At 42.8% G+C, this 26180-nt stretch carries 32 protein-coding genes, 1 pseudogene and 2 riboswitches; of the genes and pseudogenes, 25 read left to right on the plus strand and 8 right to left on the minus strand.

Features of this window, described 5'->3' with window-relative positions; genetic code table 11:
* The first annotated feature begins 49 nt into the window (after nucleotides 1-49).
* The 15 genes from LCY76_RS05440 (at nucleotide 50) to LCY76_RS05510 (ending at nucleotide 13995) form a co-directional block, all read left to right on the plus strand.
* Complete coding sequence (locus tag LCY76_RS05440; protein ID WP_248251774.1) at nucleotides 50-493, plus strand: YflT domain-containing protein; 444 nt, start codon at nucleotides 50-52, stop codon at nucleotides 491-493.
* Between the two features lie 83 nt (nucleotides 494-576).
* A complete protein-coding gene (locus LCY76_RS05445) occupies nucleotides 577-1224 on the plus strand; it encodes a phosphatase PAP2 family protein (RefSeq protein ID WP_248251775.1) in 648 nt (215 codons plus the stop codon).
* Nucleotides 1225-1250: 26 nt separating this feature from the next.
* A riboswitch (SAM riboswitch) is annotated at nucleotides 1251-1367 on the plus strand.
* 80 nt (nucleotides 1368-1447) lie between these two features.
* Nucleotides 1448-1561: riboswitch (SAM riboswitch) on the plus strand.
* Nucleotides 1562-1659: 98 nt separating this feature from the next.
* Nucleotides 1660-2691: a methionine ABC transporter ATP-binding protein gene (locus LCY76_RS05450; protein ID WP_248251776.1), complete on the plus strand. Its 1032-nt coding sequence runs from the start codon at nucleotides 1660-1662 to the stop codon at nucleotides 2689-2691.
* Nucleotides 2681-3343 carry a methionine ABC transporter permease gene (locus LCY76_RS05455; RefSeq protein WP_053355379.1) on the plus strand — a complete coding sequence of 221 codons (663 nt, stop codon included), beginning with the start codon at nucleotides 2681-2683 and terminating at the stop codon, nucleotides 3341-3343. The genes LCY76_RS05450 and LCY76_RS05455 overlap by 11 nt, the downstream gene beginning before the upstream one ends.
* A gap of 28 nt (nucleotides 3344-3371) precedes the next feature.
* Nucleotides 3372-4202 (plus strand): MetQ/NlpA family ABC transporter substrate-binding protein, encoded by an 831-nt coding sequence (locus LCY76_RS05460; RefSeq protein ID WP_248251777.1) that lies wholly within the window; start codon nucleotides 3372-3374, stop codon nucleotides 4200-4202.
* Nucleotides 4186-5445, plus strand: coding sequence for a M20 family metallopeptidase (locus LCY76_RS05465; RefSeq protein WP_419714924.1), 1260 nt, complete (start codon nucleotides 4186-4188; stop codon nucleotides 5443-5445). Before LCY76_RS05460 ends, LCY76_RS05465 begins: the two co-directional genes overlap by 17 nt.
* 264 nt (nucleotides 5446-5709) lie before the next feature.
* Complete coding sequence (locus LCY76_RS05470) at nucleotides 5710-6534, plus strand: aldo/keto reductase (protein WP_248251779.1); 825 nt, start codon at nucleotides 5710-5712, stop codon at nucleotides 6532-6534.
* A 380-nt stretch (nucleotides 6535-6914) separates the two neighbouring features.
* Nucleotides 6915-7067 (plus strand): hypothetical protein, encoded by a 153-nt coding sequence (locus tag LCY76_RS05475; RefSeq protein ID WP_156316247.1) that lies wholly within the window; start codon nucleotides 6915-6917, stop codon nucleotides 7065-7067.
* Nucleotides 7068-7082: 15 nt separating this feature from the next.
* Nucleotides 7083-8684, plus strand: coding sequence for a malate synthase A (gene aceB / locus LCY76_RS05480; RefSeq protein ID WP_336606246.1), 1602 nt, complete (start codon nucleotides 7083-7085; stop codon nucleotides 8682-8684).
* A gap of 13 nt (nucleotides 8685-8697) precedes the next feature.
* Complete coding sequence (aceA, locus tag LCY76_RS05485) at nucleotides 8698-9978, plus strand: isocitrate lyase (protein ID WP_248251780.1); 1281 nt, start codon at nucleotides 8698-8700, stop codon at nucleotides 9976-9978.
* 136 nt (nucleotides 9979-10114) lie between these two features.
* Nucleotides 10115-10849 carry a PAS domain-containing protein gene (locus tag LCY76_RS05490; RefSeq protein WP_248251781.1) on the plus strand — a complete coding sequence of 245 codons (735 nt, stop codon included), beginning with the start codon at nucleotides 10115-10117 and terminating at the stop codon, nucleotides 10847-10849.
* Between the two features lie 38 nt (nucleotides 10850-10887).
* Entirely contained in the window at nucleotides 10888-11367 is a 480-nt protein-coding gene (locus LCY76_RS05495; RefSeq protein WP_248251782.1) for a GNAT family N-acetyltransferase, read from the plus strand.
* Between the two features lie 189 nt (nucleotides 11368-11556).
* Nucleotides 11557-12441 carry an ABC transporter ATP-binding protein gene (locus tag LCY76_RS05500; protein WP_248251783.1) on the plus strand — a complete coding sequence of 295 codons (885 nt, stop codon included), beginning with the start codon at nucleotides 11557-11559 and terminating at the stop codon, nucleotides 12439-12441.
* A 1-nt stretch (nucleotide 12442) separates the two neighbouring features.
* On the plus strand, nucleotides 12443-13663 hold the full coding sequence (locus tag LCY76_RS05505; RefSeq protein WP_248251784.1) for an ABC transporter permease: 1221 nt from the start codon (nucleotides 12443-12445) through the stop codon (nucleotides 13661-13663).
* A gap of 95 nt (nucleotides 13664-13758) precedes the next feature.
* Nucleotides 13759-13995, plus strand: coding sequence for a DUF2164 domain-containing protein (locus LCY76_RS05510; protein WP_248251785.1), 237 nt, complete (start codon nucleotides 13759-13761; stop codon nucleotides 13993-13995).
* Nucleotides 13996-14027: 32 nt separating this feature from the next.
* Here LCY76_RS05510 and LCY76_RS05515 read toward each other — a convergent pair whose 3' ends face one another.
* On the minus strand, nucleotides 14028-14483 hold the full coding sequence (locus LCY76_RS05515) for a hypothetical protein (RefSeq protein WP_248251786.1): 456 nt from the start codon (nucleotides 14481-14483) through the stop codon (nucleotides 14028-14030).
* Between the two features lie 157 nt (nucleotides 14484-14640).
* On the opposite strand from LCY76_RS05515, the gene LCY76_RS05520 reads away from it, so the two are divergent.
* The 4 genes from LCY76_RS05520 to LCY76_RS05535 all read left to right on the plus strand — a co-directional run bounded on the left by LCY76_RS05520 (nucleotide 14641) and on the right by LCY76_RS05535 (nucleotide 16881).
* On the plus strand, nucleotides 14641-15246 hold the full coding sequence (locus tag LCY76_RS05520) for a histidine phosphatase family protein (protein WP_248251787.1): 606 nt from the start codon (nucleotides 14641-14643) through the stop codon (nucleotides 15244-15246).
* A 151-nt stretch (nucleotides 15247-15397) separates the two neighbouring features.
* Nucleotides 15398-16057, plus strand: coding sequence for a type 1 glutamine amidotransferase domain-containing protein (locus LCY76_RS05525; protein WP_248251788.1), 660 nt, complete (start codon nucleotides 15398-15400; stop codon nucleotides 16055-16057).
* A 155-nt stretch (nucleotides 16058-16212) separates the two neighbouring features.
* Nucleotides 16213-16536: a hypothetical protein gene (locus tag LCY76_RS05530; RefSeq protein WP_248251789.1), complete on the plus strand. Its 324-nt coding sequence runs from the start codon at nucleotides 16213-16215 to the stop codon at nucleotides 16534-16536.
* 63 nt (nucleotides 16537-16599) lie between these two features.
* The gene (locus LCY76_RS05535) at nucleotides 16600-16881 is read left to right on the plus strand and encodes a DUF5316 family protein (RefSeq protein ID WP_062236228.1); all 282 of its coding nucleotides are present in this window, start codon (nucleotides 16600-16602) and stop codon (nucleotides 16879-16881) included.
* A gap of 11 nt (nucleotides 16882-16892) precedes the next feature.
* On the opposite strand, the gene LCY76_RS05540 is transcribed toward LCY76_RS05535, so the two are convergent.
* A complete protein-coding gene (locus LCY76_RS05540) occupies nucleotides 16893-17096 on the minus strand; it encodes a hypothetical protein (RefSeq protein WP_248251790.1) in 204 nt (67 codons plus the stop codon).
* Between the two features lie 190 nt (nucleotides 17097-17286).
* On the opposite strand from LCY76_RS05540, the gene LCY76_RS24120 reads away from it, so the two are divergent.
* Both LCY76_RS24120 and LCY76_RS05545 read left to right on the plus strand, forming a co-directional pair.
* Nucleotides 17287-17565, plus strand: coding sequence for a PAS domain-containing protein (locus tag LCY76_RS24120; RefSeq protein ID WP_419714977.1), 279 nt, complete (start codon nucleotides 17287-17289; stop codon nucleotides 17563-17565).
* A gap of 14 nt (nucleotides 17566-17579) precedes the next feature.
* Nucleotides 17580-17933, plus strand: a complete 354-nt coding sequence (locus tag LCY76_RS05545) for an STAS domain-containing protein (protein ID WP_248251791.1) — start codon at nucleotides 17580-17582, stop codon at nucleotides 17931-17933.
* 45 nt (nucleotides 17934-17978) lie between these two features.
* On the opposite strand, the gene LCY76_RS05550 is transcribed toward LCY76_RS05545, so the two are convergent.
* A complete protein-coding gene (locus LCY76_RS05550; protein WP_248251792.1) occupies nucleotides 17979-18563 on the minus strand; it encodes a hypothetical protein in 585 nt (194 codons plus the stop codon).
* Nucleotides 18564-18910: 347 nt separating this feature from the next.
* Between LCY76_RS05550 and LCY76_RS05555 the strand changes: the two genes are divergently transcribed.
* The 3 genes and pseudogenes from LCY76_RS05555 to LCY76_RS05565 all read left to right on the plus strand — a co-directional run bounded on the left by LCY76_RS05555 (nucleotide 18911) and on the right by LCY76_RS05565 (nucleotide 21173).
* Nucleotides 18911-19696: a transporter substrate-binding domain-containing protein gene (locus LCY76_RS05555; RefSeq protein ID WP_248251793.1), complete on the plus strand. Its 786-nt coding sequence runs from the start codon at nucleotides 18911-18913 to the stop codon at nucleotides 19694-19696.
* 116 nt (nucleotides 19697-19812) lie between these two features.
* A pseudogene (locus tag LCY76_RS05560) lies at nucleotides 19813-20420 on the plus strand (amino acid ABC transporter permease).
* Nucleotides 20421-20432: 12 nt separating this feature from the next.
* Complete coding sequence (locus LCY76_RS05565; RefSeq protein ID WP_272885572.1) at nucleotides 20433-21173, plus strand: amino acid ABC transporter ATP-binding protein; 741 nt, start codon at nucleotides 20433-20435, stop codon at nucleotides 21171-21173.
* A gap of 70 nt (nucleotides 21174-21243) precedes the next feature.
* Here the strand turns inward: LCY76_RS05565 and LCY76_RS05570 are convergent, their stop codons facing one another.
* From LCY76_RS05570 to LCY76_RS05590, 5 genes are all read right to left on the minus strand, one after another.
* Nucleotides 21244-21531 (minus strand): DUF3817 domain-containing protein, encoded by a 288-nt coding sequence (locus LCY76_RS05570; protein ID WP_062236218.1) that lies wholly within the window; start codon nucleotides 21529-21531, stop codon nucleotides 21244-21246.
* Nucleotides 21532-21640: 109 nt separating this feature from the next.
* Nucleotides 21641-22057: a GNAT family N-acetyltransferase gene (locus tag LCY76_RS05575; protein ID WP_248251794.1), complete on the minus strand. Its 417-nt coding sequence runs from the start codon at nucleotides 22055-22057 to the stop codon at nucleotides 21641-21643.
* Nucleotides 22058-22175: 118 nt separating this feature from the next.
* Nucleotides 22176-23423 (minus strand): hypothetical protein, encoded by a 1248-nt coding sequence (locus LCY76_RS05580; RefSeq protein ID WP_248251795.1) that lies wholly within the window; start codon nucleotides 23421-23423, stop codon nucleotides 22176-22178.
* Nucleotides 23420-23833 carry a DUF6114 domain-containing protein gene (locus LCY76_RS05585; protein ID WP_248251796.1) on the minus strand — a complete coding sequence of 138 codons (414 nt, stop codon included), beginning with the start codon at nucleotides 23831-23833 and terminating at the stop codon, nucleotides 23420-23422. Before LCY76_RS05585 ends, LCY76_RS05580 begins: the two co-directional genes overlap by 4 nt.
* A gap of 17 nt (nucleotides 23834-23850) precedes the next feature.
* On the minus strand, nucleotides 23851-24450 hold the full coding sequence (locus LCY76_RS05590) for a DUF6230 family protein (RefSeq protein ID WP_062236208.1): 600 nt from the start codon (nucleotides 24448-24450) through the stop codon (nucleotides 23851-23853).
* Nucleotides 24451-24654: 204 nt separating this feature from the next.
* On the opposite strand from LCY76_RS05590, the gene LCY76_RS05595 reads away from it, so the two are divergent.
* Complete coding sequence (locus LCY76_RS05595) at nucleotides 24655-26148, plus strand: helix-turn-helix transcriptional regulator (RefSeq protein WP_248251797.1); 1494 nt, start codon at nucleotides 24655-24657, stop codon at nucleotides 26146-26148.
* Nucleotides 26149-26180: the final 32 nt, after the last annotated feature.

Below are 26180 nucleotides of genomic sequence, written 5' to 3' on the forward strand. Positions count from 1 at the left end.
GGGGTAAATACTAGTAATAAAATCAGACTTTGATTAGGAGGTCATACATATGAGCAAAATGGTGATTGGAGTGTATGAAACAGAGAACGAAGCTGTTGATAGTATACAATCCCTGGTGAATAAAGGATACAGTGCAAAGGACATCTCCATCCTTGCTAAAGATGATGGAAAGATGGATCGTGTTGCCGATAAAACGAATGTTTCAGAAGAACATCTGGACGAAGATGTAAACGAAGCCGCCTATGGAACCATTGCAGGTTTTCTGACTGGTATCGGCGGAGCCATCGCGGTCCCAGGCCTTGGTGTTCCCGGTATTGGTCCGCTGCTTGCTGCTGGTCCATTTGCATCCATGTTTAATGAAGATTCAGAGGATGATTTAAAAGAAGTTCTCATGTCCCTGGATCTTTCAGAACGGACGGCTGAGCGTTATGTGCAAAAAATAGAACAGGGCAGCATTATGGTTTTCTTAGAAAAAGATGCGGTGAAACTTTAACAATAGAGTATACCTGAACGCATAAAATAGTCCTCCACATGAAAGGATATGTACATAAAAAGCAAGTTAAAGTGAGGGCGGATATGAAAAAAGAGAATATGGCAATTGTAAGCGGCGTTATGATAATGGGTATTTTAGCTTTAAGACTAATGAACAGGCTTCGTAATGATGATCATTGGATGAAACTCGACGGAATCGGAAGCTTGGCTATATTTTCAGCACGGGGCGGAGGTTTCGTGGATTTCTTTCTGAGAAGTTACTCTTTTCTTGGTTCTGGATTTCTGTTGATTCCTGCCACTATTTATTCTGCATACAGATACAGGAAAAAAGGAAAGAGAAACATTGTTTTTTTATTAATAGCCAACCTGATCGGATGCCGTTTGATTAACTCTGTTTGGAGAAAGAATTGGAAGCAGCGGCCTCCATCCACTAAGCCTTTTTACATAAGGTATGGATATCCGAGTGCTCATTCGATGAATGCAACAGCTCTTTATGGTCTTTTTACACTCTTATCAAAAAAGTTTGTTAGAACGAAATTTTGTATATTGGCGGTGCACCTTGGATTTATTTGCTGGAGCAGAATTTATCTTGGCATTCACTATATTACGGATGTACTGGCTGGAGTTGCCGGAGGAGCAATGTGGCTGGCTTTTATGGCTTCAGTGTTTTTATTCCGATCTGAGAACTCCGAAAAAAGATTTGACATCGACTTAGATCATGGTATAAGATAGATCTCATCAAGTAAATATGAACGTGTTTCTTATCCAGAGAGGTGGAGGGATATGGCCCTATGATACCTCGGCAGCAGGTTTTTCTTTTGAAAAACACTGTGCCAATTCCAGCAAGTTCCTTTAAGGGGCTTGGAAGATAAGAAGAGCAGCTCGTTTCCTTATGGATACAAAATCTCTTCTTTCTTTAAGAAGAGATTTTTTTATTTAATTGAACATTATTTGTTTCTTATCCAGAGAGGTGGAGGGATTGGCCCTTTGAAGCCTCGGCAGCGGGTTTCCGGTTTAATGGGAATACTGTGCCAAGTCCGGCAAGCGATTAGCGCTTGGAAGATAAGAAGAGATCAGCCACTCATTTCGATGCTTCAGGCCTCTTCTTGTTTTCAAGAAGAGGCTTTTTTTGATGTTTTAACAGTAGCGAGAAAGGAGATCACATCATTGATTCGATTTGAAGAGGTAACCAAAATTTATGAGAGTGGCAAAAGCCAAGTAAGAGCGTTAAACAATGTGAGCTTTGAGATAAAAAAAGGAGAGATCTATGGTGTTGTGGGATACAGCGGAGCAGGAAAGAGCTCCTTGCTGCGATGTGTGAATCTTTTGGAGAAGCCGACATCAGGGCACGTCTTAGTAGGAGAGGAAGACATGGCGAGATTGTCTCCGAAGGAACTGAGAAAAAAACGAAAAAATATCGGCATGATTTTTCAGCATTTTAATCTGCTGAACGCAAAAACGGTATTTGATAATATTGCGACACCGCTTTATCTTCTCGGCAAGAAGAAATCATTCGTTAAAGAGAAGGTGAACGACTTGCTGGAATTTGTGGGCTTGTCCGAGCATGGGCATAAATATCCCGACCAGCTCTCCGGCGGACAAAAACAGCGGGTAGGCATTGCCAGGGCGCTCTCCACTGATCCGGAAGTGCTATTGTGTGATGAAGCAACATCGGCATTGGATCCGCAGACGACCTCCAGTATTTTAAAGCTTCTGAAAAAAATCAATAAGGAATACAACATTACGATCCTTATCATCACCCATGAGATGAACGTCATCCGGGAGATATGTGATTCCGTTGCTGTGATGGAGGGTGGCGAAGTGATCGAGAAGGGGAGCGTTTTTGATTTGTTTGCCAGGCCACAGACTGAGACGGCAAGGCGTTTCGTCAGTTCGGTTCTTCAGGATGAACTGCCTGAGTCCCTTAAAAACCTATTGAAAAAGCAGGACAGGAATCATCAGATTTTCAGGATCGTATTTACCGGAGCATCCACAGGACAGCCGCTGCTGTCACAGATTGCCAAAAAATTCAACGTGGACGTCAGTGTTCTATACGGCCATGTCACAGAACTCCAAGACGTTCCTTTCGGAAACCTTGTCGTTCAATTTTTCGGGGACGAACAGGAAATCCGAAGAGCAATCTTTTTCGTGAACCAGAGTGAAGTCGAAATAAGGGAGGTTGCACCTTATGCAAGTTGATTGGAGTACATTTTGGGTGGACATTTTAAATGCGGCCGGTGATACCTTAACGATGGTTGGATTTTCCTTATTGTTCTCGGCTGTAATCGGCATTCCGCTTGGGGTAGTACTCGTAGTCACGAGGAAGGGCCACATTCTTGAAAACCTGGCCGTCTTTAACGTTTTGAACGCGATTGTAAACGTTCTGCGTTCGATACCGTTCATCATCTTAATGGTGGCGATTATCCCGTTTACGAGATTAGTAGTCGGTACCTCAATCGGGACATCGGCCGCGATTGTCCCATTGATTGTATATGCCGGCCCCTATATCGCAAGGCTCGTGGAAAACAGCCTGCTTGAGATCGATCCGGGCATTGTAGAGGCCGCAGAGGCCATGGGAGCTACTCCTTGGCAGACCATCTTTCGCATACTGCTGCCGGAAGCATTCAGTTCACTGATCCTGTCGTTTACGATTGCAACGATCGGCTTGGTCGGAGCTTCGGCGATGGCAGGGGCTGTTGGTGGAGGAGGCTTGGGCGATCTGGCCATTGCCTACGGCTATCAGCGATTTGATACAGACGTGATGATTGTCACCGTCGTTCTGCTCGTCATCCTTGTTCAAGGCTTGCAGAGTACCGGAAATATACTCTCCAGAAAAATTAGAAGAAGATAAAAAGAGAAAAAGGGAGAAGGGAAATCTTATGAAAAAATATTCATTGATCATTTTAGTCATCGGGGTTTTAATGTCGGCATTCTTGAGCGCATGCAGCGGCGGAGATAAAAAGGGGCTTGAAAAAGTAAAGATGGGCATCAGCGGATCTGACAGTGACGTGTGGAAGTATATCGCTAAAAAAGCAGAAAAAGAAGGCATTGATTTGGAAATCGTAGAGTTCTCCGATTATGTCCGTCCGAATCAGGCATTGGCTGACGGGGATATTGATGCCAATGCGTTTCAGACCATCTCTTACTTCAACGCATTTAAAAAAGAACACAAATTGGATTTAGCACCAATTGCAACAACCGTCATTGCGCCTATGGGCGTTTACTCTAAAAAATACAAGGACATCAAGGATATCCCGGCTGGATCAACCATTGCTTTGCCGAATGAAGCTACGAACATGGGTCGTGCATTGCTTCTTCTGCAGAGTGCAGGGCTAATCAAACTGGAAAAGAACTTTGATGGAAATGGTGATCTGAAAAAAGTGGTGGAGAACAAAAAACACTTAAAGCTTAAACCAGTAGTCGCAGGCCAGACACCACGGGTGCTTCCTGATGTGGCCGCTTCAATCATTAACAATGGCGTTGCTGTCGATGCTGGAATGAATCCGAAGAAAGATTCGATCTTCCTTGAAAGCAAGACTGCAAAGCCATATATCAATATCATTGCAACAAGAACTGAAGATAAAAATAAAAAATCGCTGAAAAAAATTGCGAAGATCTATCAATCAAAAGATACAGCCAAGAAGATTAAAGAAATCTATAAAGGTGCAACCATTCCTACGTTTGTACCGCTAAGTGAAATTGGAGAGTAATAGAGAGAAAGGATCTGAGATCATGACTGTAATCAGCAGAACTACGGGAGAAATCCAGGAACAAATCCGTACGAACATTGATGTAAACCAAGCGGCTTACATTCAAACTTCTCACGAGATCCATGACAATCCAGAAATCGGAAATGAAGAAGTGTTTGCATCCAGCCTGCTTACATCGCTGCTCGAAAAAGAGGGGTTTCAGGTAGAACGCGGAGTGGCCGGTCACGAAACGGCATTTGTTGCCCGTAAGCGTTCTATTCTAGATGGGCCATCCGTTGCCTTTTTAGCAGAATATGATGCACTTCCCGGCATCGGTCATGCATGCGGCCATAATATCATCGGTACATCAAGTGTGGCAGCGGCCATCGCTCTTGCTTCTGTTATCGATGAGATCGGAGGAGAAGTAGCTGTTTTTGGAACGCCTGCTGAAGAAGGCGGAGAGAACGGAAGTGCGAAGGGAAGCTTTGTGAAACACGGTTTACTGGACGGCATTGATGCTGCGTTAATGTTCCATCCGGGTAATGCTAACCGCATTACCGGGACATCGCTTGCCGTTGATCCGATGGACTTTGAATACATCGGGAAGCCCGCTCATGCGGCTGCAGCACCGGAAAAGGGAATTAATGCGCTTGATGCAGTTATTCAGTTGTTTGTCGGGATTAACGCACTGCGCCAGCATGTGGCGGACGATGTGAAAATTCATGGCATCATTACACACGGGGGAGACGCTCCTAATATTGTGCCTGAATATGCGAAGGCCCGTTTTTACATTCGTGCTTCCACAAGAGCAAGACTGGATGAGACAACGAAAAAAGTAACAGCCATTGCAGAAGGTGCTGCCCTTGCAACAGGCGCAAAGCTTAATGTTATTGCTTTTCAGAATCAGGTGGATAACCTTTTATTGAATCGGTCGTTTGATAAAGTGTTTCAAGAACAGCTGGAGAGCCTTGGAGCGGCAGTCGATACTTCGCACCGCAGCGGTTTGGGATCAACTGATGCCGGAAACATCAGCCAGGCCGTGCCGACCATCCATCCCTATCTTCAAATCGGCCCTGATCACATAGTCGGACATACGGATGAGTTCAGAGAGGCCGCAAAATCAGAACAAGGCGATCAAGCGCTTATCCTCGGCGCAAAAGCTCTTGCCTTGACAGGCTATCAGCTTCTCACGAACGGAGAAGTGCTTGCTGGGATTAAGAAAGAATTTGAAGTAAATAAAGCGAAGGAACTTGCTTCGGTCTAAAGAGCGATTTTGTCGATATTGAGCTTATTTTTGATTAATTGAGCCGAACTCAACTTTTTTGAGCTAAACTTCAATTAATTGAGCCAAATCAGAAATAATTGAGCCTAACTTCAATTAATTGATCCTATTTCATTATTCAGACTTCTTCGCAAGATTTTTGTTAACTCTTAAAAGCCCTCAATCTCCCTGGAGGGCTTTTTTCCTAGCACAATTTTTTCATTTTCTCCGGCCAAGTGGTACCATACAAACAAGGAGGCGGTACATATGATAAAAAGTATTTCTGATACAGCTTTATTACAAAACGGTTTAAGGATGCCATGGCTGGGTCTTGGCGTATATAAAGCAGAAGAAGGCCAAGAGGTTATTGATGCAATTAAACATGCGGTCGCCGCCGGCTACAGAAGCATCGATACAGCTTCGTTCTATAAAAATGAAGAAGGTGTAGGAGAGGCTGTTAAACAGGTGGATGTCCCGCGTGAAGAGCTTTTTATTACGACCAAGGTCTGGAATTCAGAACAGGGGTATGAGGAGACGCTGCGCTCATTTAAAGAGAGCCTGGAAAAGCTTGATATGGATTACGTAGACCTGTTCCTTGTTCATTGGCCGGTGTCTGGCAAGTATAAAGAGACGTGGAAAGCATTGGAATCGCTTTATAAAGAGGGTAAGACCAAAGCAATTGGTGTTTGTAATTTTAAAATTCATCATCTGGAAGACCTTATGAAAGACTGTGAGATTAAACCGATGGTCAATCAAGTGGAGTACCATCCCCGCCTTACACAAAAAGATCTGTTGGCTTTCTGCAAAGATCAAGGCATTCAAGTTGAAGCATGGAGACCATTGTTAAAGGGTGAAATCTTTGATGAGCCGATCCTGACGGCATTGGCAGAAAAGCATAATAAAACAGTTGCACAGGTTATTCTTCGCTGGGATCTTCAGAATGGAGTAATAACCATTCCTAAATCAGTGAATGAAAACCGTATTAAGGAAAATGCCGATATCTTTGATTTTGAATTAAGCATGGAAGATATGGAGCAGATTGATTCATTGAATAAAGATCTTCGAAACGGCCCAGATCCGGACGAGTTTTAAGAAAAACTAAATTAGACATTGAGGTTTAATCAGGGTGAAAGGGAATTGAATTGCCAAGACAGGGATCAGGGAGCTGATCCCTGTCTGCTTTTCAGGCTTTTCATTTGTTTCACAAACTTTCAAGCAACAGTATGCGATGTCCTTTACGAACGAAAATCAATCTTCGGCTTTAGCGAAGCGTAAGAGTTTGATAACTTAATATTTGCAGACTTACAGTAAAATCGTCCTTAGTGAGGCCCTCTGTTATAGAACAGAGGGCCTATTTTTATTTTTATTTAAAAAAAGTGTTGCACAAATCATCTCGACTGTTATATATTATTTTACAAGATAAATATCTGTTTTATAACAGTGAACCTATCTCGTAATAAGGAGGAGAAATCGTGATGAATTGTGCCAGCTGCCATGGGAATGGTGAAGAAACATGCTTAGAGTGCAACGGATCAGGAATGCATCAAAATGGAAACTGCCCGGACTGCATGGGCGAAGGATGTGTCTGCTGCAAGCGCTGTAATGGAAACGGAATCATTGACTGAACAGGAGGTTAACACATGGAAAATTCGGTAGTAACATCTAAAATACAATCTGTTGCAGTACAGGGAGGTGTGGACCATGAAATACTGTCAGCAGAAGCCATGTCTTTTCTTGAAAAGCTTCATGATCGTTTTCAGAATGCAAGATTGCAACTCTTGCAGAACAGAGTAAATAGACAGGAAAAGATAGATCAAGGTGAGTTTCCAGATTTTTTGCCTGAAACAAAGAAAATACGGGAAAGCAATTGGTCTGTTGCAGATGTGCCTGATGATTTGCAGGATCGAAGAGTAGAAATTACCGGGCCAGCTGGTGATGCAAAGATGGTCATCAATGCTTTGAACTCAGGAGCCAAGGTCTTCATGGCAGATTTTGAAGATGCCAACTCCCCGACGTGGGAAAACAGTCTGCTCGGACAGGTGTATTTGCGGGATGCGATTCGGGGAGAGCTGGAGTATACTTCTCCGCAAGGAAAAGAGTACCGCTTGCATGAGAAAACAGCGACTCTCGTTGTACGGCCAAGGGGCTGGCATCTTGAGGAGAAGCATCTGTCGTATAATGGTGAGCCAATGTCTGGCAGTTTAGTAGATTTTGGACTTTATTTTTTTCATAATGCTAAAACGCTGATCGAAAATGGCTCCGGCCCCTACTTTTATCTGCCGAAGCTTGAGGGGCATCTGGAAGCCAGACTTTGGAACGAAGTGTTTGTCTTTGCCCAAGAGGAGATGGGAATTCCTCAGGGGACGGTCAAAGCAACTGTTTTGATTGAAACCATCCTGGCGACCTTTGAAGCGGAAGAGATTCTTTATGAATTAAAAGAACACAGCGCTGGATTAAATTGCGGACGCTGGGACTATATTTTCAGCTACATCAAAAAGCTTAAGAATCATACGTCCTATCTGCTGCCCGACCGGGCACACGTCACGATGACGGTGCCTTTTATGAGAGCGTATACACAGTTTGTCATTAAGGTCTGCCATAAAAGAGGTGCTCATGCCATCGGGGGAATGGCGGCACAGATTCCGATCAAAAACAATCCCGAAGCCAATGAAGAAGCACTGCAAAAAGTAAAAACAGACAAAGAAAGAGAAGCGGCTGACGGGCATGACGGCAGCTGGGTAGCCCATCCCGGATTAGTGCCGGTCGTCCTTGAAGTATTTGACCGTCTGATGCCTTCGGCAAATCAATTGGAGAAACAGCGGGATGACGTAGTAGTAACGGCTGAGGATCTTCTGCAGCCGACGATCGGGCCGATTACTGAATACGGCCTGAGGACCAATATCTCTGTAGGAATTCAATACATTGCCGCATGGCTTACAGGCCGCGGAGCAGTACCGCTTAACCATCTGATGGAGGATGCGGCTACAGCTGAGATCTCCAGAGCTCAAGTCTGGCAATGGATCCGCCACACGCAAGGCGTCCTGGAAGATGGCAGACAGGTAACCCTTGAGCTTGTGGGACAAGTGACGGAAGAAGAAGTTCAGAAAATCAAAACATCACTGAATGAGCAGCAATGGGAAGATGGCCGGTTTGAAGAAGCCATCACTCTCTTTGAGCAGCTGGTTAGACAAGATGAGTTCATCGAATTTTTAACATTGCCTGGTTATACCCATATTAAATAAGGAGTGGAATAGAATGAATCAAAAAGATACGGCAGCACAAATTAATGAGAATTGGAAAGTAAAACGGTGGGAAGGAATCGAAAGGACGTATACGGCAGAAGATGTTGCCAAACTGAGAGGCTCGGTTCAAATTGAACATACCCTAGCCAAAAGAGGAGCAGAACGGCTATGGAAATCACTCCAAGACGAGAATTATGTTCATGCGCTTGGAGCACTGACGGGAAATCAGGCAGTTCAGCAAGTGAAGGCGGGGCTGAAGGCGATCTACTTAAGCGGCTGGCAAGTGGCGGCCGATGCCAACCTTTCCGGACATATGTATCCTGACCAAAGCCTTTACCCTGCAAACAGTGTACCTAATGTCGTGAAAAAGATTAACCAGGCGCTGCAGCGTGCTGATCAGATTGAATTCTCCGAAGGAAAAACCGACATCGACTGGTTTGTTCCAATTGTCGCGGATGCCGAGGCAGGATTTGGCGGAGCACTTAACGTTTTTGAGATGATGAAAGCGATGATTGAAGCAGGAGCCTCAGGGGTTCATTTTGAAGACCAGCTTTCTTCGGAAAAGAAGTGCGGTCACCTTGGCGGTAAAGTGCTCCTGCCGACACAGCAGGCGGTGCGCCATCTGGTTTCCGCCAGGCTGGCAGCAGATGTGATGGGAGTGGATACCATCTTAATCGCGAGGACGGATGCCAACGCCGCAAATTTAATCACGAGCGATGTGGATCCTTATGACCACCAGTTTTTAACCGGGGACAGGACTACTGAAGGATTTTACAGAACGAATGCAGGAATCGACCAGGCGATTGCCAGAGGGCTTGCTTACGCGCCGTACGCAGACCTCATCTGGTGCGAGACATCGGAACCGAATCTTGAAGAGGCTCAGAAGTTTGCCGATGCCATCCACGAGCGTTTTCCTGGTAAAATGCTAGCCTATAACTGCTCTCCGTCTTTTAACTGGAAAAAGAAGCTGGATGATGAGACAATTGCTACCTTCCAGCAGCAGATTGCATCGATGGGTTACAAGTTCCAGTTTGTTACTCTTGCAGGATTCCATACTCTTAACCATAGCATGTTCGAACTGGCAAAAGAATATAAAACTAGAGGAATGGCCGCCTATTCAGAGCTTCAGCAGAGGGAGTTTGCAAATGAAAAAGATGGATACACGGCAACTCGCCATCAGCGTGAAGTAGGCACAGGTTACTTTGATGAAGTGGCACAAGCTGTTTCCGGCGGGCATTCCTCTACTACAGCACTTAAAGGTTCAACAGAAGAAGAACAGTTTACAATAGCTTAATAAAGTGAAGCAGCCTTTAATGAGGCTGCTTCCTTTTTAATATTTGTCTAGTTCCCTTTGTTTATAGACAAATAACGAGATTTGGACAATAATTAATGGAATGGAAATGCAGGAAGAAGAAAGGAATTACGCAAAAATGCTGCAGCAAGCTCTTGATCGAAGCGATAATGGAATTTATATGATTGACAAGGATTATAAGACCGTTTTTGTAAACAAAAAATGTGAAGAAATGTTAAACATAAAAAGAGAAGATGCCATAGGTGTACATATTGATGAGTTTTTAAGCCGAATTGATGGCTATCGCAGATTTCTATCGCTGTCACTGGAAAACAGAAAGGAATATGAAAAAAGCCGTTTTGAATATATTTGGAATGGAGAAACCCGAATCTTTACAGCCAAAACAAGAATTTTAATAGATGGTGATACGATCATCGGAGCTTATGTGGAGTTCATTGAGGTGACCAGCCAGGTCCTAAAGGAAAGGGAACTGGGGCGGATCATTAAAGAGCTTTCTTCCAATATTATTCCTGTTATGGATCGGATCGGGGTCCTTCCGATGCAGCCGACAGTTGGAAATGACCAGATATCTTTGCTGACTAATTACACATTAAACCGCTGTTCTGATTTAAGGATTGAACATTTAATCATTGATCTAACCGCCGTATATTCGATAAATGACAGCCTTGTATCGGAACTTACACAGCTGATTGCAGCTCTTCAATTACTGGGGACTGAGGTATATGTCAGTGGAATTCAGCCAAAGGTTTCAGCCGCTATCGTTTCTTCGGGTTATGCTTTTCCTGTTAAAGAAGGCCGTACTTTTGCTCATTTGAGCCAAGTTTTGAAGGAACTGGGTAATGATCGAAGCTGAACAAGGCATTAATTTGATTGGGAAAGGTGGGGATACATATGTCCGCTGAAGTCAGCCTGTCTTTCTATCAGCCTGAGCATAATCAGGAGTTGAGTACATTTGAACTTCCAAAAGAGCAGCTGCGATTTACTGCACTTCCGTTAACGGCATTAAAGGTATGCGAAGAAGACCAGAGCAGGCATCCGGTGGTCATTTTGTACGAGGGGAAGCCCGCCGGTTTTTTTGTGCTCCATCACGGACCGGGCATCACTCCCTTTACAGAAAATCCGAACGCCCTTTTCATCCGTGCACTTTCTGTTCATCCAAAATACCAGGGGAAACGGGTAGCAAAACGTGCGATGCTGGCCCTGCCTGGCTTTGCCTCCGTCCATTTTCCATTTTGCGATGAACTCGTGCTGGCGGTAAACAAAAAGAACATTGCCGCACAGCAGCTGTATTTTAAAACGGGCTTTGAGGACAGAGGACAAAGAAGAGCTGGCAATATTGGTATTCAATATATTTTGCAGCTGCCCTTATAAAGGAGTCTTTTTCCGAACATCAAGCTGGTGTTTTATCGTTTGCGAGAAGCCTGTCCTATGGGGATAAGGGCTTCTTTTTTATAGTTTTTGACTGTTTGATATTTCCATTTTTGTGTGAGAGAATATAAAAGATATTTTATTAATATGCTAGAATGGTAACTTTTTGCACTACATAAGGGGGTTTTTCGCTTGGCATTGGAGCTGCAGTATCTGCATAAATCTTTTGGGCATACAAAGGCAGTGTCTAATCTTTCACTTACTTTGCCGGCCGGGGAAGTACTCGGGCTTTTAGGAAGAAATGGTGCGGGTAAGACGACAACCATTAAAATGATTCTCGGTCTTCTCGTACCTGATCAGGGGGAGATCCTTTGGAAAGGCAGACTGCTCGACCGCAGCCAAGTTTCGATCGGCTACTTGCCGGAAGAAAGAGGACTCTATCAAAAAAGCAAAGTTTCTGATCAGCTTCGATATTTTGCAGAGCTTGAGGGGATGGACAAACAAAGCGCCAATAAAGCCATCGATTATTGGCTTGAAAAACTGCAAATTCCGGAACACAAAGATAAAAAGGCTTCCGATCTTTCCAAAGGAAATCAGCAAAAAATACAGCTGATCGCCACACTTATTCATGATCCGGAGCTTTTGATACTGGATGAGCCGTTCAGTGGTCTCGATCCTGTTAATGCGAACATGCTGTCTGCGATTATAGAAGAACAGGTGAAAAAGAAAAAAACAGTGATCCTTTCCTCGCATCGTATGGAGCAGATTGAATCATTCTGTGAAAATGTTTGTCTTATGAAAGATGGGCAAGCGGTTATACACGGCAGGCTTAGCGAGATTAAACAGAACTACGGATACCGCAATCTCACGCTGTTTAATCATGAAGATATGGAAGAGAAGCTGAAGGCATGGAAGGTTTCCTACGAGAAGAAGATGAACGACTTGCTTGTAAAGGTAAAGGATGATTCAGAAGCCTTCGAACTGTTTAACCGGCTACATCAGGCGAACGTTCCCATTCGATATTTTAAAATGCTCGAACCTACTCTGAATGAAATCTTCCTGGAAAAGGTGAGATAAGATGAAAAAATTTTCAACAGTATATAAATTTCATTTAAAAGAAAACCTTACTTCCAAGGCTTTCAAAATATCAACAGCCATCATCTTTGTGGCCATTCTGGCTTTTCTTGGCTACTCCAACTGGGCAAACAGCTCTGACAGCGGCAATAAGGATAAAATCTCGCTGATCAATGAAACGAGCAACGAGGTTAGTATTCAGGCATTAAATAAAACGCTAGAAGAAACAAAGCTGAATGAAGCCGGCCAAAGCCAGGGGAAAAGCTTAAGAAAGAAGGTAGAGCAAGGAGATCTGGATGGAGTTTTAATTGTTAAAGATCAAAAAGGTGTACCAGGTTTGACCTATATTTATAAAAACTTCCCGAATAATGAAGTTGTTCCTGTCATATCTCAGGCATTGCAACAAGCATATATCTCGAATACGATTACCAAAAATAAAATTAATGCAGAAACGGCTTCTTCTTTGCTGGCAACAGTACAAGTGAAGGATGAAGTATTAAAGGATACGAGTAACACGTTTGGAATTGTTTATCTCTTTGTATTCTTTATGTACATATTTATCATGGGGTTCGGTCAGATGATCGCAACGGCCATCGCAGCGGAAAAATCCTCGCGCGTCATGGAAATCATGATTCCAAAAGTAAAGCCGATCATGATGATGTATGCCAAAATTGCCGCTATCCTGACAGGTGCAATTGTTCAGATTGCTTTTATCGGAGTAGCTGGCGGAATTGCTTACCTGGCAGGCTGGCTTGATGCCGATCAATTGTCGATTTTCGGTGCAGCTATCGATCTATCAAATTTAACACCGGGCGTCATTACTGCGTTCATTGCGTATTTTGTACTGGGGTATTTATTGTACGCCATGCTTTATGCGGCAGTCGGGTCAATGGTAAGCAGGACAGAAGACTTGGGCTCATCTCAGTTTCCGATCATTATCCTGATCATGGGAGCATTCTTTATCGGTATGCGCTCATTGTTCGATCCCTCCACTACACTTGTTGTTGTCAGCTCGTACATTCCTTTCTTCTCACCAATCGTTACATTTTCAAGAATTGTAGCGGGAGAAGCGGGAGCGATGGAGATCAGTATTACAATCGGAATACTTCTTGTTTCATTATGGATTATCAACCGGATTGCAGGGCGCATTTATGTGCATGGTGTGATGCATTACGGCGGTAAAGTGAAGTTGAAAGATATGATCCAAGTCGCTAAAAATAGTTGATAAAGTGAAGCCGGCTATTGAAAACCGGCTTTTTTTATGTCCTCTAAAAAGAGTGATACAATCAAAAGGACTACTATTTGAGAGGGAGGCGGAAGATGTTAATCAACTGGAAACAAGAACAAAAGGATCAGGCCATCCGAGATATTCAGCAGTTTTTTTACGATGAGCGCGGGGAGGAAATAGGAATCATCGCAGCAGAAAATTTTCTTGATTTTTTCGCGAAGCAGATCGGACCTCATTTTTATAATCAGGGAGTCAGAGATTCACAGAATGTCGTAAGAGACAGACTGGCTGCTGTGGAAGATGATCTATATGCACTTGAAAGGAAATAAAAATAGGCCAGGCACCCATGCCTGGTCTATTTTTAATTAGCGAGCCTTACGATAGCCAGAAGTTTGAAGGAACCGCTCATCCGTATTCTGCCGGCTTGCTCTGTTGAAGCATACAAGGTATACCGGGCAACCTCCAGGTTTTCGGTTAATTCCTCCGATCCAGTAACGGTTGCCGTGTTCTGTTGCTGAAGGTCCTGAGTCGTCTGAGAGTTCTGTGCCACAACAACCTCTTGATTGCGCCTGACGGTCAGTGTGATGGTGGCTGGTTCGCACGGGAAGCCAGCCGTCCAGCCGGCTGATGCCGTTATTTCTACCTTATCCCCTTTGGAGAGCTGGGTAAATTGCACGTAAAGGAGCGGAACCTCTTCACTGGCTGGCAGAAAATCACTTGGGCTGTTCAGGTCAACTTCCTTGTTGATTGAAAGCTTCTTTTGAAACGTACTGTGTTTTTTCGCATCCGTTTTCCCGTTGCCAAAATTAAATTTCATCCATTTACCTCATTCAAAGTGTTATGAATTATGGTATGCGGTGTGGGGGACAGAGGCTTGGACGGGTGGATGTGGTGCCTGGAATCTAAAGAAGAAGGATTCATCGTTGGAAAGTGGAATAATAATCAGTCTGTACAAAATATGGAGGTGAGTGGTTATGCAGATTTTATTAATAAGGCATGGGCAATCAGAAGCTGATATCCTGAATGTTCATGAAGGAAGGGCGGATTATCCCCTTACAGGCTTGGGCAGAGAGCAAGCAATTCTGATGGCAAAACGGGTGACTGAAGACTATAGACCAGATGTCATATACGCAAGTACGCTTTGCAGGGCATCGGAAACAGCATCCATTTTGTCAAAAGCATCTGGTGCACCATTAAATTTTGAAGATAAGCTTCGTGAGCATGATAATGGAGTGCTCGCAGGAGTTCCATTTGAGGAAGAAAAAAAGTATTTTATCCCTAAAACCATGTATGAAAGGTTTGAAAAAGGAGAATCTGCCATCGAATTTCGAATGAGGGTGGAATCTATCTTTTCCAAAATATTGACTGAATGCTGTGAACAGCGAATTGCTATTGTTGCTCATGGAGGAGTTATACACTGCTTACTTCGTTCTTTCTTTAAAATGGGGGTACATATTGAGTTTTCTTTTCCAACTGGTGATACGGGCATTCATTTGCTTGAGATAAAAGGAGCCAAACGAATTATTCATTTTCTAAATGATACGTCTCACACTGCGGCAATACCATCAACAGTAAAATAAAGGCTTAGCAACGCCTTTCCTCATGGATTGACGTTTATTTTTTTGAAGGAAAAGGAATAACTACGGGTGCAGGAGAGAACAAGCATATTCATTGAAATAAAAAGAAAAAGTAAGTATCTTTTAAAACATACTTTCAAAAGGAGTGAAGCAATTGTCTGCTAAAAAAGTATTAATCGTTGTGACGAGCCATGATAAAATCGGTGATCATGAAACGGGACTATGGCTTGAAGAGTTCGCAGTTCCTTACAATGAATTCAAAAAACAAGGATACGATATTAAGGTTGTCAGCATTGAAGGCGGAGAAGTGCCTCTCGATCCTAACAGCCTTGAAGGAGATAATGGAGATTTTGAAGAAGCGAAATCGCTGCTGAAGGATACACCAGCACTAACAAGGGAAGAAGCACACGGTTTTGATGCAATTTATCTTCCAGGCGGGCATGGTACCGTTTTTGATTTTCCGAACAGCAGGGATCTTCAAGTGGTTGTTTCACAATTCGCACAAGAGGACAAAGTAATTGGCTCCGTTTGCCACGGTCCAACAGGGCTCGTGACAGCAGCCTATGAAGACGGAACTCCGATTGTTAAAGGAAAAAAAGTATCGGCGTTTACCGATTCTGAAGAGAGAGAAATGAAACTGACCGAAGAAGTTCCGTTTCTCTTGGAAACAAGGTTGCGTGAACTTGGAGCTGAATTTGTGAATGGCGACAACTGGACAGACTTTGCGGTTGTAGATGGCAAGCTTGTAACAGGCCAGAATCCCCAATCCAGCCTCAGTGTAGCACGAAAAGTAATTGATGTGCTGGAAAGCTAATTTTATAGTTTTATTTTGATTGCCGGGTATTTTAAAATACCCGGCAATTTTTTATGTGTAAAAAACCTTCAGCACCTATTTTGGGGGAAGATAGGTGAACAATGATGCACTTTAGTTGGGGTGGAATAAGATGTATGGACAAAGGAGGAGTAATTTTGAACATAGACAAAGATATAAAAGCAACAGAATATTCGATGCCATCTGCTCCATTAGTGGGAAAAGAAGGTTCCCATCATCATTATTATCTATTATGCCAGCATTTTGTGGGACAACATATTGAGCTTGAAATGATCGATGGCAAGATTTATCATGGCAGGCTTCAAACGTATGACAATGAGAATATGTATATGGTAATGCCGTTGAGAAGTGACGAAATGGCGGACAGCCGTTTTCCGATTTTATCAGGCGGAGTGTTTCCAGGATACGGCTTGTACGGTTTTCCTTTTTATGGGATACGGCGATTTCGGCCTTTTTGGTAAAGTTTAAACGTTTACTGACTTAGTTGGAAGCGATGCTTTTTCATTCATAATGGGGGTTAAGGAATGAGGAATTGTCTGTTTGCGGGTGTTGCAGTAGCTGCCATCATTATATTATTTGCCTGGTTTACGGATCGATGGATATTTATATTAGAAGTTGCAGGACCTGTAGGATTTGGAGCCTTTTTGTTATCAGGCATTATGCTCTGTCTCTTTCTTGACGGGAAAATGATTAAGAAACATCCAAGAAAGAAAAAATGGAAAGAATGCAGAAGTGATTATTCGTTTCATATTTTGTTATTCGGATTACCAAGCGCTGCTGCTGCTATTCTTTATTTGATGAGATAGAATTCACACTCTTAAACGCATAAAGGCCTCTTATCAGGATTTTGAAGATCTGATAATCGGCCTTTATGTTTCTGCTGATTCAATTTTTCCCATTTTGTTTTAGTTTTTCTCGTCCTCATATCTTTGAGTGCATAGATACCGCGATTGTCCAAAGGATTTCTTCTTCCGTCTCTTATTAGTCGTTCTCTTTGTTTTTTTGCTTTGCTTTTGCTCATTGTAAATCACTCCTTTTCTGTATTATACGATAAATAAAACGAAAATGATTTTGCATCTGTTCGCCAGCTCTTAACATTTTCCGGGAAATAATTCATTTTTCGTGTCGGAATTTATCAAAGCAAGCAATATATAGGGGGGATGTTATGAAACGCGATCAATAAATGATATGTTAATGATGGGTTTCTTTCAATATCTGGTTATACGCACGAGGAAGTTAGAAGTAAGAACTGCCGCTTTCTGCAAGGTGACGAGACAGACCGGAGTAAGGGGGCTATTAAGGCTGCTATTTCAAAAAAGAAAAGGATTTCCGTTAAATTAAAGAATTACCGGAAAGACCACATTTTCTTCTGGAATGAATTAACGATTGATCCTTTCTACATAGAAGATGAAGCCAAATACTATTTATTGGGATTCAAAAAGACATTACAAAGCAAGAAGAGTATCAGGATCGGCTGGAAACAACGTTAAAGGAGATTGACCGTTTGTCGACTCCGCTAGTTCCTATTACTGAAAATACGTTCATTCTACCGCTCATCGGAAATTTAACAGATGAGCGATTTGAAAAAATCACAGAAACAGTCATATCTTCCATGAATATCAGCCGTGCAGACTACTTGATCCTGGATTTATCAGGTTTGGGCACCTTCAATGAAAATACTTCTCCTCTCATCTTTCGGCTCAATGATTTATTGAAACTTCTGGGAACCGAGATGATCCTGACAGGGATTTCCGCCAAATTGGCGATGAAAGCTGCCGGAAGCAACAATAAGCTATCTTCACTGACAACCTTCTCGTCTGTCCAGGAGGCGGTAAAAAGTTTTCAAAAAAATGAATAATTTCAACAAACAAAGTGGCAGGCATATCGGCCTGCCGCTTTTATACTATTTGATATATATCATACGGTTTGTCATTGCCATACCTTTAGGATATTTAAAGCCGATTACCATCCAGGAAATAAATAGAGCAAAGGACAGAAAGATAAATACAACCAAGAAGCTGTTCCAAAATAGTTTGCTTTTTTCTTGTTTGAATTTATATTCGATGTGCCATTTGCCGTTACCCATTCCGAGTGTATCATTTACTTCCTTTCCAGCTGTCGAGAAAACATAATCAGGAGGGCGTTTTTCCGATCTTTCTGTTCCTTGTTTTTCTGAAAATATAGCCAAATATTCCAATCCATTAATTTCAGAAGCCAATGAGGTGACCTTTTCTTTAACAGCGGGTGTCAGCGCTTCAGCATTCTGATTTTTCAGCAACTGAAAGATTTCATCCGGGTTATGTGAGAATAGGGTTGTGTGTTTATAATCCTGCCACATGAATACACCGAAAATAAGCATGCTGGCCGCAATAAACAGAAGTGTAAGACGGAGAAGCAGACGGGCAGGACCTGCTGCTTTACGCTCTTTTATTCGTTTCCTTCTTATATAATCCGAAAGAAGAATGACTTTCTGATGATCAGCAGACATGGCATATTGTCCTCCCTTTTAAAAAATGTATAAAACTCAGCAACAAAAGACCTAGAGTGCTCTGCCGCTGTCTTTTTGCTTCAAATAAAGAGATTACTTATGTATTCTTCAAAATTTTGAATATTCCTACGATTAATTTTGATTTTATTGGGGTAAATACTTCATAGGTATATTGATTGATAAACGTGGATAATTCTTTGGAAAGAGCACCAAGAGGAAAAAATTGCATGAAATTCTACCCAGTATAGTACAAACTCTCTAGTACTCTTGTAGCTAGTATTTAATTTTTTCTCACGTTACCATTGTATTATTCAGAACTATCAAACAATACTAAAGGAGGAAAAGCAGTGAAAAAGTTCTATTTGCCAGTACTACTAATAGTCGCAATGGTTTTGTCGATTGCCGGCTGCGGGTCCTCAACTTCCAAAACAAAAAGTGGAGATGAAGTGGAGCTGAAGGAAGATGGAGTATTTTCCTTTGTCGTATCAGGGGAGTTTTATCCTTTCAGCTACTCGGATAAGAACGGGAAACTTGATGGATTTGATGTAGCGGTAGGAAAAGCACTCGCAAAGGAAATGGGATTAAAAGCAAAAGTGGACAAACAAAAATTTCACGGAATAGTTACAGCGGTAAAAACCAATCGCTTTGACGCTGCGGTTGCGAGCCATACCATTACTCCTGAGAGGAAGAAAGCTGTTAATTTCAGTACGCCATACTATTATTCTGGTCCGGTATTATTTGTTAAGAAAGACAGCTCCATTAAAGGAGTCAAAGACATTAAAGGCAAAAATATTGCTGTTGCTAAAGGGTCTACATATGAAAGCGAAGCTCAAAAATATGCTAAAGACATATCGGTGTATGACAGTGATGTCACCGCTTTGCGTGCCCTTAGTGAAGGAAAGCACGATGGAGTTATCACAGATTCCATTACGGGCAAACAAGCGATTAAAAAAGGATTTAAGGTTTCAGAAGCAGAAACGCTGGGGACGAGTGAACAGGCGATCGCTGTATCCAAAAAAGATAAAAAGCTTTTGAAAGCCATCAATAAAGCGCTCGAAGAACTTAGAAAAGATGGAACATTAGAGAAACTGAGCAAAAAGTATCTCGATATTGATATTACAAAAAAACCATAAATCACTTAAAGAATGTGTGAGCATGCGGCACATTCTTTTCTTTCAGAAGGAGCTGAACCTGTTTGCCAAATATCGGACATTTTTTTCACGTGTTCATCGACAGCTATCCGCTCTTTATGAAGGGATTGCTGCTGACCCTGCAGATTACAATTGTTTCTATTTTAATAGGAACCGTAGTAGGATTGCTGTTTGCTTTTTTAAGCTCTCGAAAAGCAAAGTTTTAAATGCGATCGCAAACGTTTACATTGCAATTATCAGGGGGACACCGCTGATCGTGCAGATTTTTTTCTTTTATTTTGGATTGGCCGAGCTCGGTATTTCGCCATACTGGTGTGCCACGCTTGGGCTTGCCTTGCATAACAGTGCATATATCGCGGAGATTTTCAGAGGATCGATTCAGTCTATCAATAAAGGACAGCTGGAAGCTGGGCGTTCGTTGGGGATGAGTACGTCTCTTGCCATGAGGCGCATCGTATTGCCGCAGGCATTCCGGCGTGCGCTTCCGCCACTTGGCAACCAATTTATAATCGGTTTAAAGGATTCCTCGCTGGCTGCTTTTATCTCTTCTTCAGAACTGTTCAATGTGGCGACAACTCAAGGATCACGGACGTTTGAAGAAATGACCTATCTTCTGATTGTTGCTATTTATTATTTAGTCCTGGTTCTTTTGTTTACCCTTTTGGTGAACAAACTAGAAGGTAAAATCGCCAGAGGAGACGAGTAGAGGGGGAGTGTCATGGAACAGAGAAAAGTTATGATTAACGTTAATGATTTAAACAAATCATTCGGTGATCTTCACGTATTAAAAAATGTGAATCTTGAAGTGCATGAACAGGATGTTGTCGTCTTGATTGGCGCCAGCGGTTCAGGAAAAAGTACGCTGCTTCGCTGTTTAAACTACTTGGAGTACAAAGAAAGCGGCGCGATCACGATAGATGGCAAAGTGGTGGATCCCGATAAGACCGACTTGAACAAGATCAGACAGGAAGTAGGAATGGTTTTTCAGCATTTTAACCTTTTTCCACATAAAACCGTATTGGAGAATGTCATAGAGGCTCCATTGATGGTAAAAAAGGTACCGAAAGATCAGGCCGTTCAAGAAGGCAGAGCGCTCTTGAAAAAGGTTGGACTGGCCGATAAAGAAGATGTGTACCCTTCAAAACTCTCTGGGGGACAAAAGCAGAGGGTGGCTATCGCTAGATCTCTCGCAATGAAGCCTAAAATCATGCTTTTTGATGAGCCGACTTCTGCTCTTGACCCCGAACTTGTCGGTGAGGTTCTAGCCACGATGAAGGACCTCGCGAGAGAAGGGATGACGATGCTCGTTGTAACCCATGAGATGGGCTTCGCGAGAGAAGCCGCCGACACGGTTATTTATATGCATGATGGTAAAATTGTTGAAAAGGGTACCCCGAGCCAGATCTTTTCTGAGCCGCAGCATCAGCGCACAAAAGATTTCCTCAGCACAATACTATAGTTTATATAAAAAAGGTGCCAGGCACCGTCTTTTGACAATTGTCAAAAAGCGGTGCCTGGCACCAAGTTTTTTACGCTTTTCTTTTCAGGTAAGAATCAAAGACAAAAGGGCCGAATGGAAGGACCGAGGCGACAAGTGCTCCCATGACCAATGTGAATGGCCAGCGATTTTTAAAGGTGACATTCGCGAGGGCAATTAAGTAAAGAACAAAGAACAGCCCGTGCAGTGAGCCGGCAATCATAACGGCTATGGGATAACCTGCAAAATACTTCAGCGGCATGGCGATGCCAAGCAGAACGAGGAAAGATATTCCTTCAAGTGTTCCAATTAATATAAATCGTTTGAGGGATGGATTCATACCTGGTAACCTCCTGTATCTCATTTCCCTATTAATTTACCATATCGAGGGGAGGTGTTGAGGTAGAATCATGGACGATATGTGAACCCTTTTTGTCTATTTGGAGAGATTAAAGCAAGTATTCCGATTCCATTTCCTTGTTCAAATAGCGGGCCATCGCGGTTTTTGCCATTTTTAATCCCGCTTTCCGATAGAATTCCTCATTTCCAGTTGTTGAGATTAAGTGGACACAGGAAACATCTTGTAGCTGAACAAGCAGATCTTCTACAATCTCTCGTCCAAGCCCGAGGCCTTGATAATCGGGGGAAACGATAATATCATAGATGGCTGCATTGAATACGCCATCTGAAAGGGCTCTTCCCAGCCCGGCCAGTTGTCCATCCACATAAGCAAAAGAGGTATGGGTGGTGCTGTTATAAATTTTGATTATGTTTTCAGCATTATGCTTGCTCCAGCCAACGGCGTGATAAAGCTTCAGAACATCGTTCCAGATCACGTTTGATCGGCCTCTCTCAATGTGTGCCACAAACATTCCCTCCCTTCACTCATCATTATTTTTTTATTTTACAACTGAGAAAAATGGAATGGAATAACAAAAAAGCAGTCGGGAGATAAATTTCCCGACTGCTTTTGTAAGAGTTTATTTACTGAAAGAGGCCATCCAGCGGTTTTAATAGATTTGGCAGCAGTTTTAGTGTTGAATGTTTTTTCATCTCCTTTTCCATTTTCTCAAAAAGATCAGGAGAGGCGAGTTCTTCATTATTTTTCAGCAGAGAAAGCAGATCCAGATTTTTTAACAGCTGGTTTTGGAGCAGCTTCAGTTGTTTTTCCGCTTTGTCATTTTCTGAACAAAGATCGGCTAGCGGTACTTTTTCCTTTTGGGCGGCATGGATTAAATCCAGCCCAAGCTGTTTGGGAACTTTTCCATCCATTTTGGCTGCGTCCTGGCAGAGCTGCTGTTTTGTCCGCTTCAGATGTTTCTTCACAGGCTCTGTGACTTGCTGCACTGTTTTTTCTGGGCGGTGAACCACTTTAGGGACGGTGTCTGTTACTTTTTTCACTGGTTTTTTAACAGTATCCACGGTATCATCTACCGGTTTCTTAATTTTCTTCAACGGTTCTGTTGTAGGGTCAATCGTATCCTTGACGGGTTTAGTTACCTTGCCAACAGTATCATTTACTGGCTTAACGGCGTCCTTAACCGGTTTTTTAAGGTTCTTATCAATCGGCTTTTTAGAATCAGGCAAAAGCGGATCTGTTCCTTTGTCTGCAGACTGATCTTCCTTTGATTTGTCTTCACACGTAAGCGGAAGGTGACCCTTCATGAGTGAGCCAATCGCATCTTTCGCTTCCAACAAAGGTAAAGAAGAGAGATCCTGAAGAACCTTTGGCGCATCGGGCCTCTGTAGTTCATGATTGCCTTTTACAGTTGAAAGCTGAAGCCGCGAAAGCTCCCCTTGATCGGCTTTCATCTGATGAACGAGCATCGTTACATTCTTAAGACCAAGCTCAGGAACAGATTCACCTGCGTTCAAACAGGCTCCTTTTAAAGAAAAGGCGGAAGCATCCACGGTCATGTTCGTCAGGTGAACTGGTCCGTTTGCCTTCATGATGATGGTGATTGGGCCTTGATTAGTTGACAGTACTTTCGTCAGTTTCATCCCATAAAGTGTAGCATTGCGGTACTGAAAACGAATCATGGGTTTTTGTTTTTGGGCTGAAGTTTCCCCCATGACCACTTGAGGAAGCATGGTGCCCCCATCGACCCGATCTGCACTGATGACAAAGCCTTCCAACTTTTGGCCGTCCGTCTCTGCTTTTGCCTGAGAGGGGCTAAAAAAACTTGTCAGCCCTAAAAGACAGGTGATGGCCATCAGTGTTCGAACCATCATTTTGCTTGCACCATCTTATGAGGAACGTAGATTTCTTCCTCCGTTTCCTCTGAAGGCTGTTCGCCTGCCCGACGGTCAGAGGCAGGCGGACTCCAGGCAACCATCAAGGATCCCCCGGTAATACCAAGTAGGGTTCCTACAATAAAGCCGCCAAGAGCACCGATGATGGACAGGATGGATAAAAAGATGGCAACAATACCAAATACTTTAGAAAACTGAGGAAAGAAAAGCCCCATGATGCCGATTAATAGCACCAAGCCCCCGAATAGGATTCCAATAACGGATACTGTGCCTGGCAGGAAGGCTTTGACGATCAAATTTAAGGGAACCCACAAAATAAGTGCCCCGCTGAGAAGTGTCAGCATCGATCCAAGAAAGGGACGTTCCTGCTTCCATTGTCTTACACTCATATTCTTCACCTCCCATTTTAGTTGCCCGGTTTGTTGATGCGTTCAACTGTTACTTTCATACCGTTCATGACAATCTTTTCTTGAAAAAGGTAGTGGGTTTTCAATTTTGCATGATCGAGCTGGATGGTAGACGACATTTGCTGAAATTGTTTTTGCCAGTCATTGCTATGTTTTTCCTGTAGAGCAAGGTTGCTGAATTTGGCATCGGCATTAATGACAGAAGCATCTTGCTGCAGCCCTGAAATATGCACGGGTTTGCTTGCCGTGATCTTTACACGAATCCATTTATCGCCGCTGATGTTGAAATCTTTGTAGAGCTGAAGGTTATTGATGGTAAGTTCTTTAATCAGGTTGGTGCCTTGCGGTGTGGATTTTTCCTTGCTGGATTCTCCCATTTTCGGATAGAACGTATAGCCCTTTCCTTCTAGGTGATCAAAAACAACGTAAAAGTCACCGACACCAGCCATCGGAATGGCGTAAGCCGTACCCGAGATCCCCATAAAACTAAGGAGGGCAATCAGAACAATCATTCCGGAACCAAAAGCTTTCCAGAAGACTTTCTTATTGGTCCCTCCTTTTTTCATAGCAGGCTTTAACTGAACCGTTTTTTCATTCATCAACGCCACCTCTTTCATAATTATGAAAACGCTTTAATATACACTTACTTTACTTTTAGGACAGTAAACTGACAATTCCGATAAGTATCGTAATCAAGTTTTCTTACCCGACAAATGTAGGGGGAAATGGGTCATATATTGTAAAAATATTTCGAAAAATATGAAATATAAGAGATTATGGCAAAAATAGAGGGAGGAATTCGGATGGAGGAGCTTTTTTTAAATGGTATGGCTCTCCTGACAAAATATGGGGGAGATATCTTAACAAACTGGAAACGGGTGAAAAGTGAACTGTCCACTCAGCAAGACGACCTCATCTCTGAATTTGACGGCATGATGACCTATTCATTTGAAGAACTGCTGAAGAAAAATGATTATGAACATATTAATCAGCTGATTCTGGCCATGTTATCCCAATGGAGAGATCAGTACTCCATGGACATAGATTACAGCCAGGTGATTTATTTGCTATCCGCGATTGAAAATATGATTCATCATATTCTGGAGGAGCAGGAGAACCCGAGCATTATTGACCATCAATCGATTCAGTATATCTTCAATAAGCTGCTCGACCAGGTTCTGATTCCATTGACAACTGAAACGAGCGGACATAAATGGCTGGATACAATGATAACTTCCAACATTATTCCGCTTCACTGGGCTGCGCTTTTACGAATAGACGATTTCGAGTACAAACTGATTGAACTGAGAAGTGTCGATTCTACGAAAGAAACGAAGTCTATTATTGAAATCTGTATGACGATGTCTGCCCATACAGCGGAACAGCTTTCTCTCGCTTTATGCCGTCTCATGAATCCAGGAGAGACTCAGCCAAGAGTCATTCCGATTTCGTTTGCAAAAGAGACCCTGCTGCTTTGTCTGAAATCAACAGACGCTTCCAGCATCTCTTCTCAAAGGATTGAGCTCATATCCAATATGTACAAACGGCAGATCAAGATGAATACACTGGAAAGCGAAAATGAATGGAAGGATGCTGCTCTCTTATATACTCTCAGGCTGCTCATGGCACAAACCTGTTCAGATACATTAAAAACAGTGGCTGATGGCTTTGTAGATTATCTATCCTATAAACGAAGCGCATTGTTTCTCTATTCACCTAAAGTGGAGAGTGCTATTTTTGCCGCTCATAAGAATTTGGGTAAGGATGTACAGAATATAAAGGTAGAATTCTCGGAAGTTGCATTTTTGAAAAAACATCTGCAGAAAATTCTGCAGTCAAAGCCGGTTTACCTTGAAGAAGCAGCAGAGCATATTCCAAGGCGGCTGGCGGATGAATATCAGCTGGCTTCTCTTGTCGCCGTGCCGATCTTTACACCAAGAAAGGGAAGGCTGCTCGGAATGGTTCTGTTAGATCAAGATGGGGAATGGTTTGAAGAGCCAAAACCAAATCAGCAGGCAATGCTCATGAAGTTTGGCCATTATGCAGGTGAAGCGCTCTATAAACAATGGGGAAGCATTATACAGCAGCTGGATGTCGGATCACCCTTGCTTACTCCGAGAGAAAAGGATGTATTGAAGCTTATGGCGCAGGGCGAAACGATCCAATGCGCTGCAGAACATCTTCATCTAAGCCCGTATACCGTCCGGGATTATGTAGCAGCCATCATTAAAAAATTAAAGGTGAAAAACCGGACAGAAGCCGTCGTAAAAGCCATCCGTATGAATTTGATAGAATAAAAAATGGTGCCAGGCACCGCTTTTTGACATGT

The organism is Fictibacillus marinisediminis, assembly GCF_023149135.1.
Classification (GTDB): Bacteria; Bacillota; Bacilli; order Bacillales; family Fictibacillaceae; genus Fictibacillus_C; species Fictibacillus_C marinisediminis.

Bases quoted from the DNA above. Each gene is read 5' to 3' on its own strand.
- LCY76_RS05570 (WP_062236218.1), bottom strand. From the start codon at position 21,531: ATGAATCCATCCCTCAAACGATTTATATTAATTGGAACACTTGAAGGA.
- LCY76_RS05455 (WP_053355379.1), top strand. From the start codon at position 2,681: ATGCAAGTTGATTGGAGTACATTTTGGGTGGACATTTTAAATGCGGCC.
- aceA (WP_248251780.1), top strand. From the start codon at position 8,698: ATGAATCAAAAAGATACGGCAGCACAAATTAATGAGAATTGGAAAGTA.
- LCY76_RS05535 (WP_062236228.1), top strand. From the start codon at position 16,600: ATGAGGAATTGTCTGTTTGCGGGTGTTGCAGTAGCTGCCATCATTATA.
- LCY76_RS05590 (WP_062236208.1), bottom strand. From the start codon at position 24,450: ATGAATGAAAAAACGGTTCAGTTAAAGCCTGCTATGAAAAAAGGAGGG.
- LCY76_RS05460 (WP_248251777.1), top strand. From the start codon at position 3,372: ATGAAAAAATATTCATTGATCATTTTAGTCATCGGGGTTTTAATGTCG.
- LCY76_RS05490 (WP_248251781.1), top strand. From the start codon at position 10,115: ATGCTGCAGCAAGCTCTTGATCGAAGCGATAATGGAATTTATATGATT.
- LCY76_RS05495 (WP_248251782.1), top strand. From the start codon at position 10,888: ATGTCCGCTGAAGTCAGCCTGTCTTTCTATCAGCCTGAGCATAATCAG.
- LCY76_RS05515 (WP_248251786.1), bottom strand. From the start codon at position 14,483: ATGAAATTTAATTTTGGCAACGGGAAAACGGATGCGAAAAAACACAGT.
- LCY76_RS05510 (WP_248251785.1), top strand. From the start codon at position 13,759: ATGTTAATCAACTGGAAACAAGAACAAAAGGATCAGGCCATCCGAGAT.
- LCY76_RS05470 (WP_248251779.1), top strand. From the start codon at position 5,710: ATGATAAAAAGTATTTCTGATACAGCTTTATTACAAAACGGTTTAAGG.
- LCY76_RS05505 (WP_248251784.1), top strand. From the start codon at position 12,443: ATGAAAAAATTTTCAACAGTATATAAATTTCATTTAAAAGAAAACCTT.
- LCY76_RS05445 (WP_248251775.1), top strand. From the start codon at position 577: ATGAAAAAAGAGAATATGGCAATTGTAAGCGGCGTTATGATAATGGGT.
- LCY76_RS05440 (WP_248251774.1), top strand. From the start codon at position 50: ATGAGCAAAATGGTGATTGGAGTGTATGAAACAGAGAACGAAGCTGTT.
- LCY76_RS05595 (WP_248251797.1), top strand. From the start codon at position 24,655: ATGGAGGAGCTTTTTTTAAATGGTATGGCTCTCCTGACAAAATATGGG.
- LCY76_RS05580 (WP_248251795.1), bottom strand. From the start codon at position 23,423: ATGATGGTTCGAACACTGATGGCCATCACCTGTCTTTTAGGGCTGACA.
- LCY76_RS05550 (WP_248251792.1), bottom strand. From the start codon at position 18,563: ATGTCTGCTGATCATCAGAAAGTCATTCTTCTTTCGGATTATATAAGA.
- LCY76_RS05540 (WP_248251790.1), bottom strand. From the start codon at position 17,096: ATGAGCAAAAGCAAAGCAAAAAAACAAAGAGAACGACTAATAAGAGAC.
- LCY76_RS05585 (WP_248251796.1), bottom strand. From the start codon at position 23,833: ATGAGTGTAAGACAATGGAAGCAGGAACGTCCCTTTCTTGGATCGATG.
- LCY76_RS05520 (WP_248251787.1), top strand. From the start codon at position 14,641: ATGCAGATTTTATTAATAAGGCATGGGCAATCAGAAGCTGATATCCTG.
- LCY76_RS05565 (WP_272885572.1), top strand. From the start codon at position 20,433: ATGGAACAGAGAAAAGTTATGATTAACGTTAATGATTTAAACAAATCA.
- aceB (WP_336606246.1), top strand. From the start codon at position 7,083: ATGGAAAATTCGGTAGTAACATCTAAAATACAATCTGTTGCAGTACAG.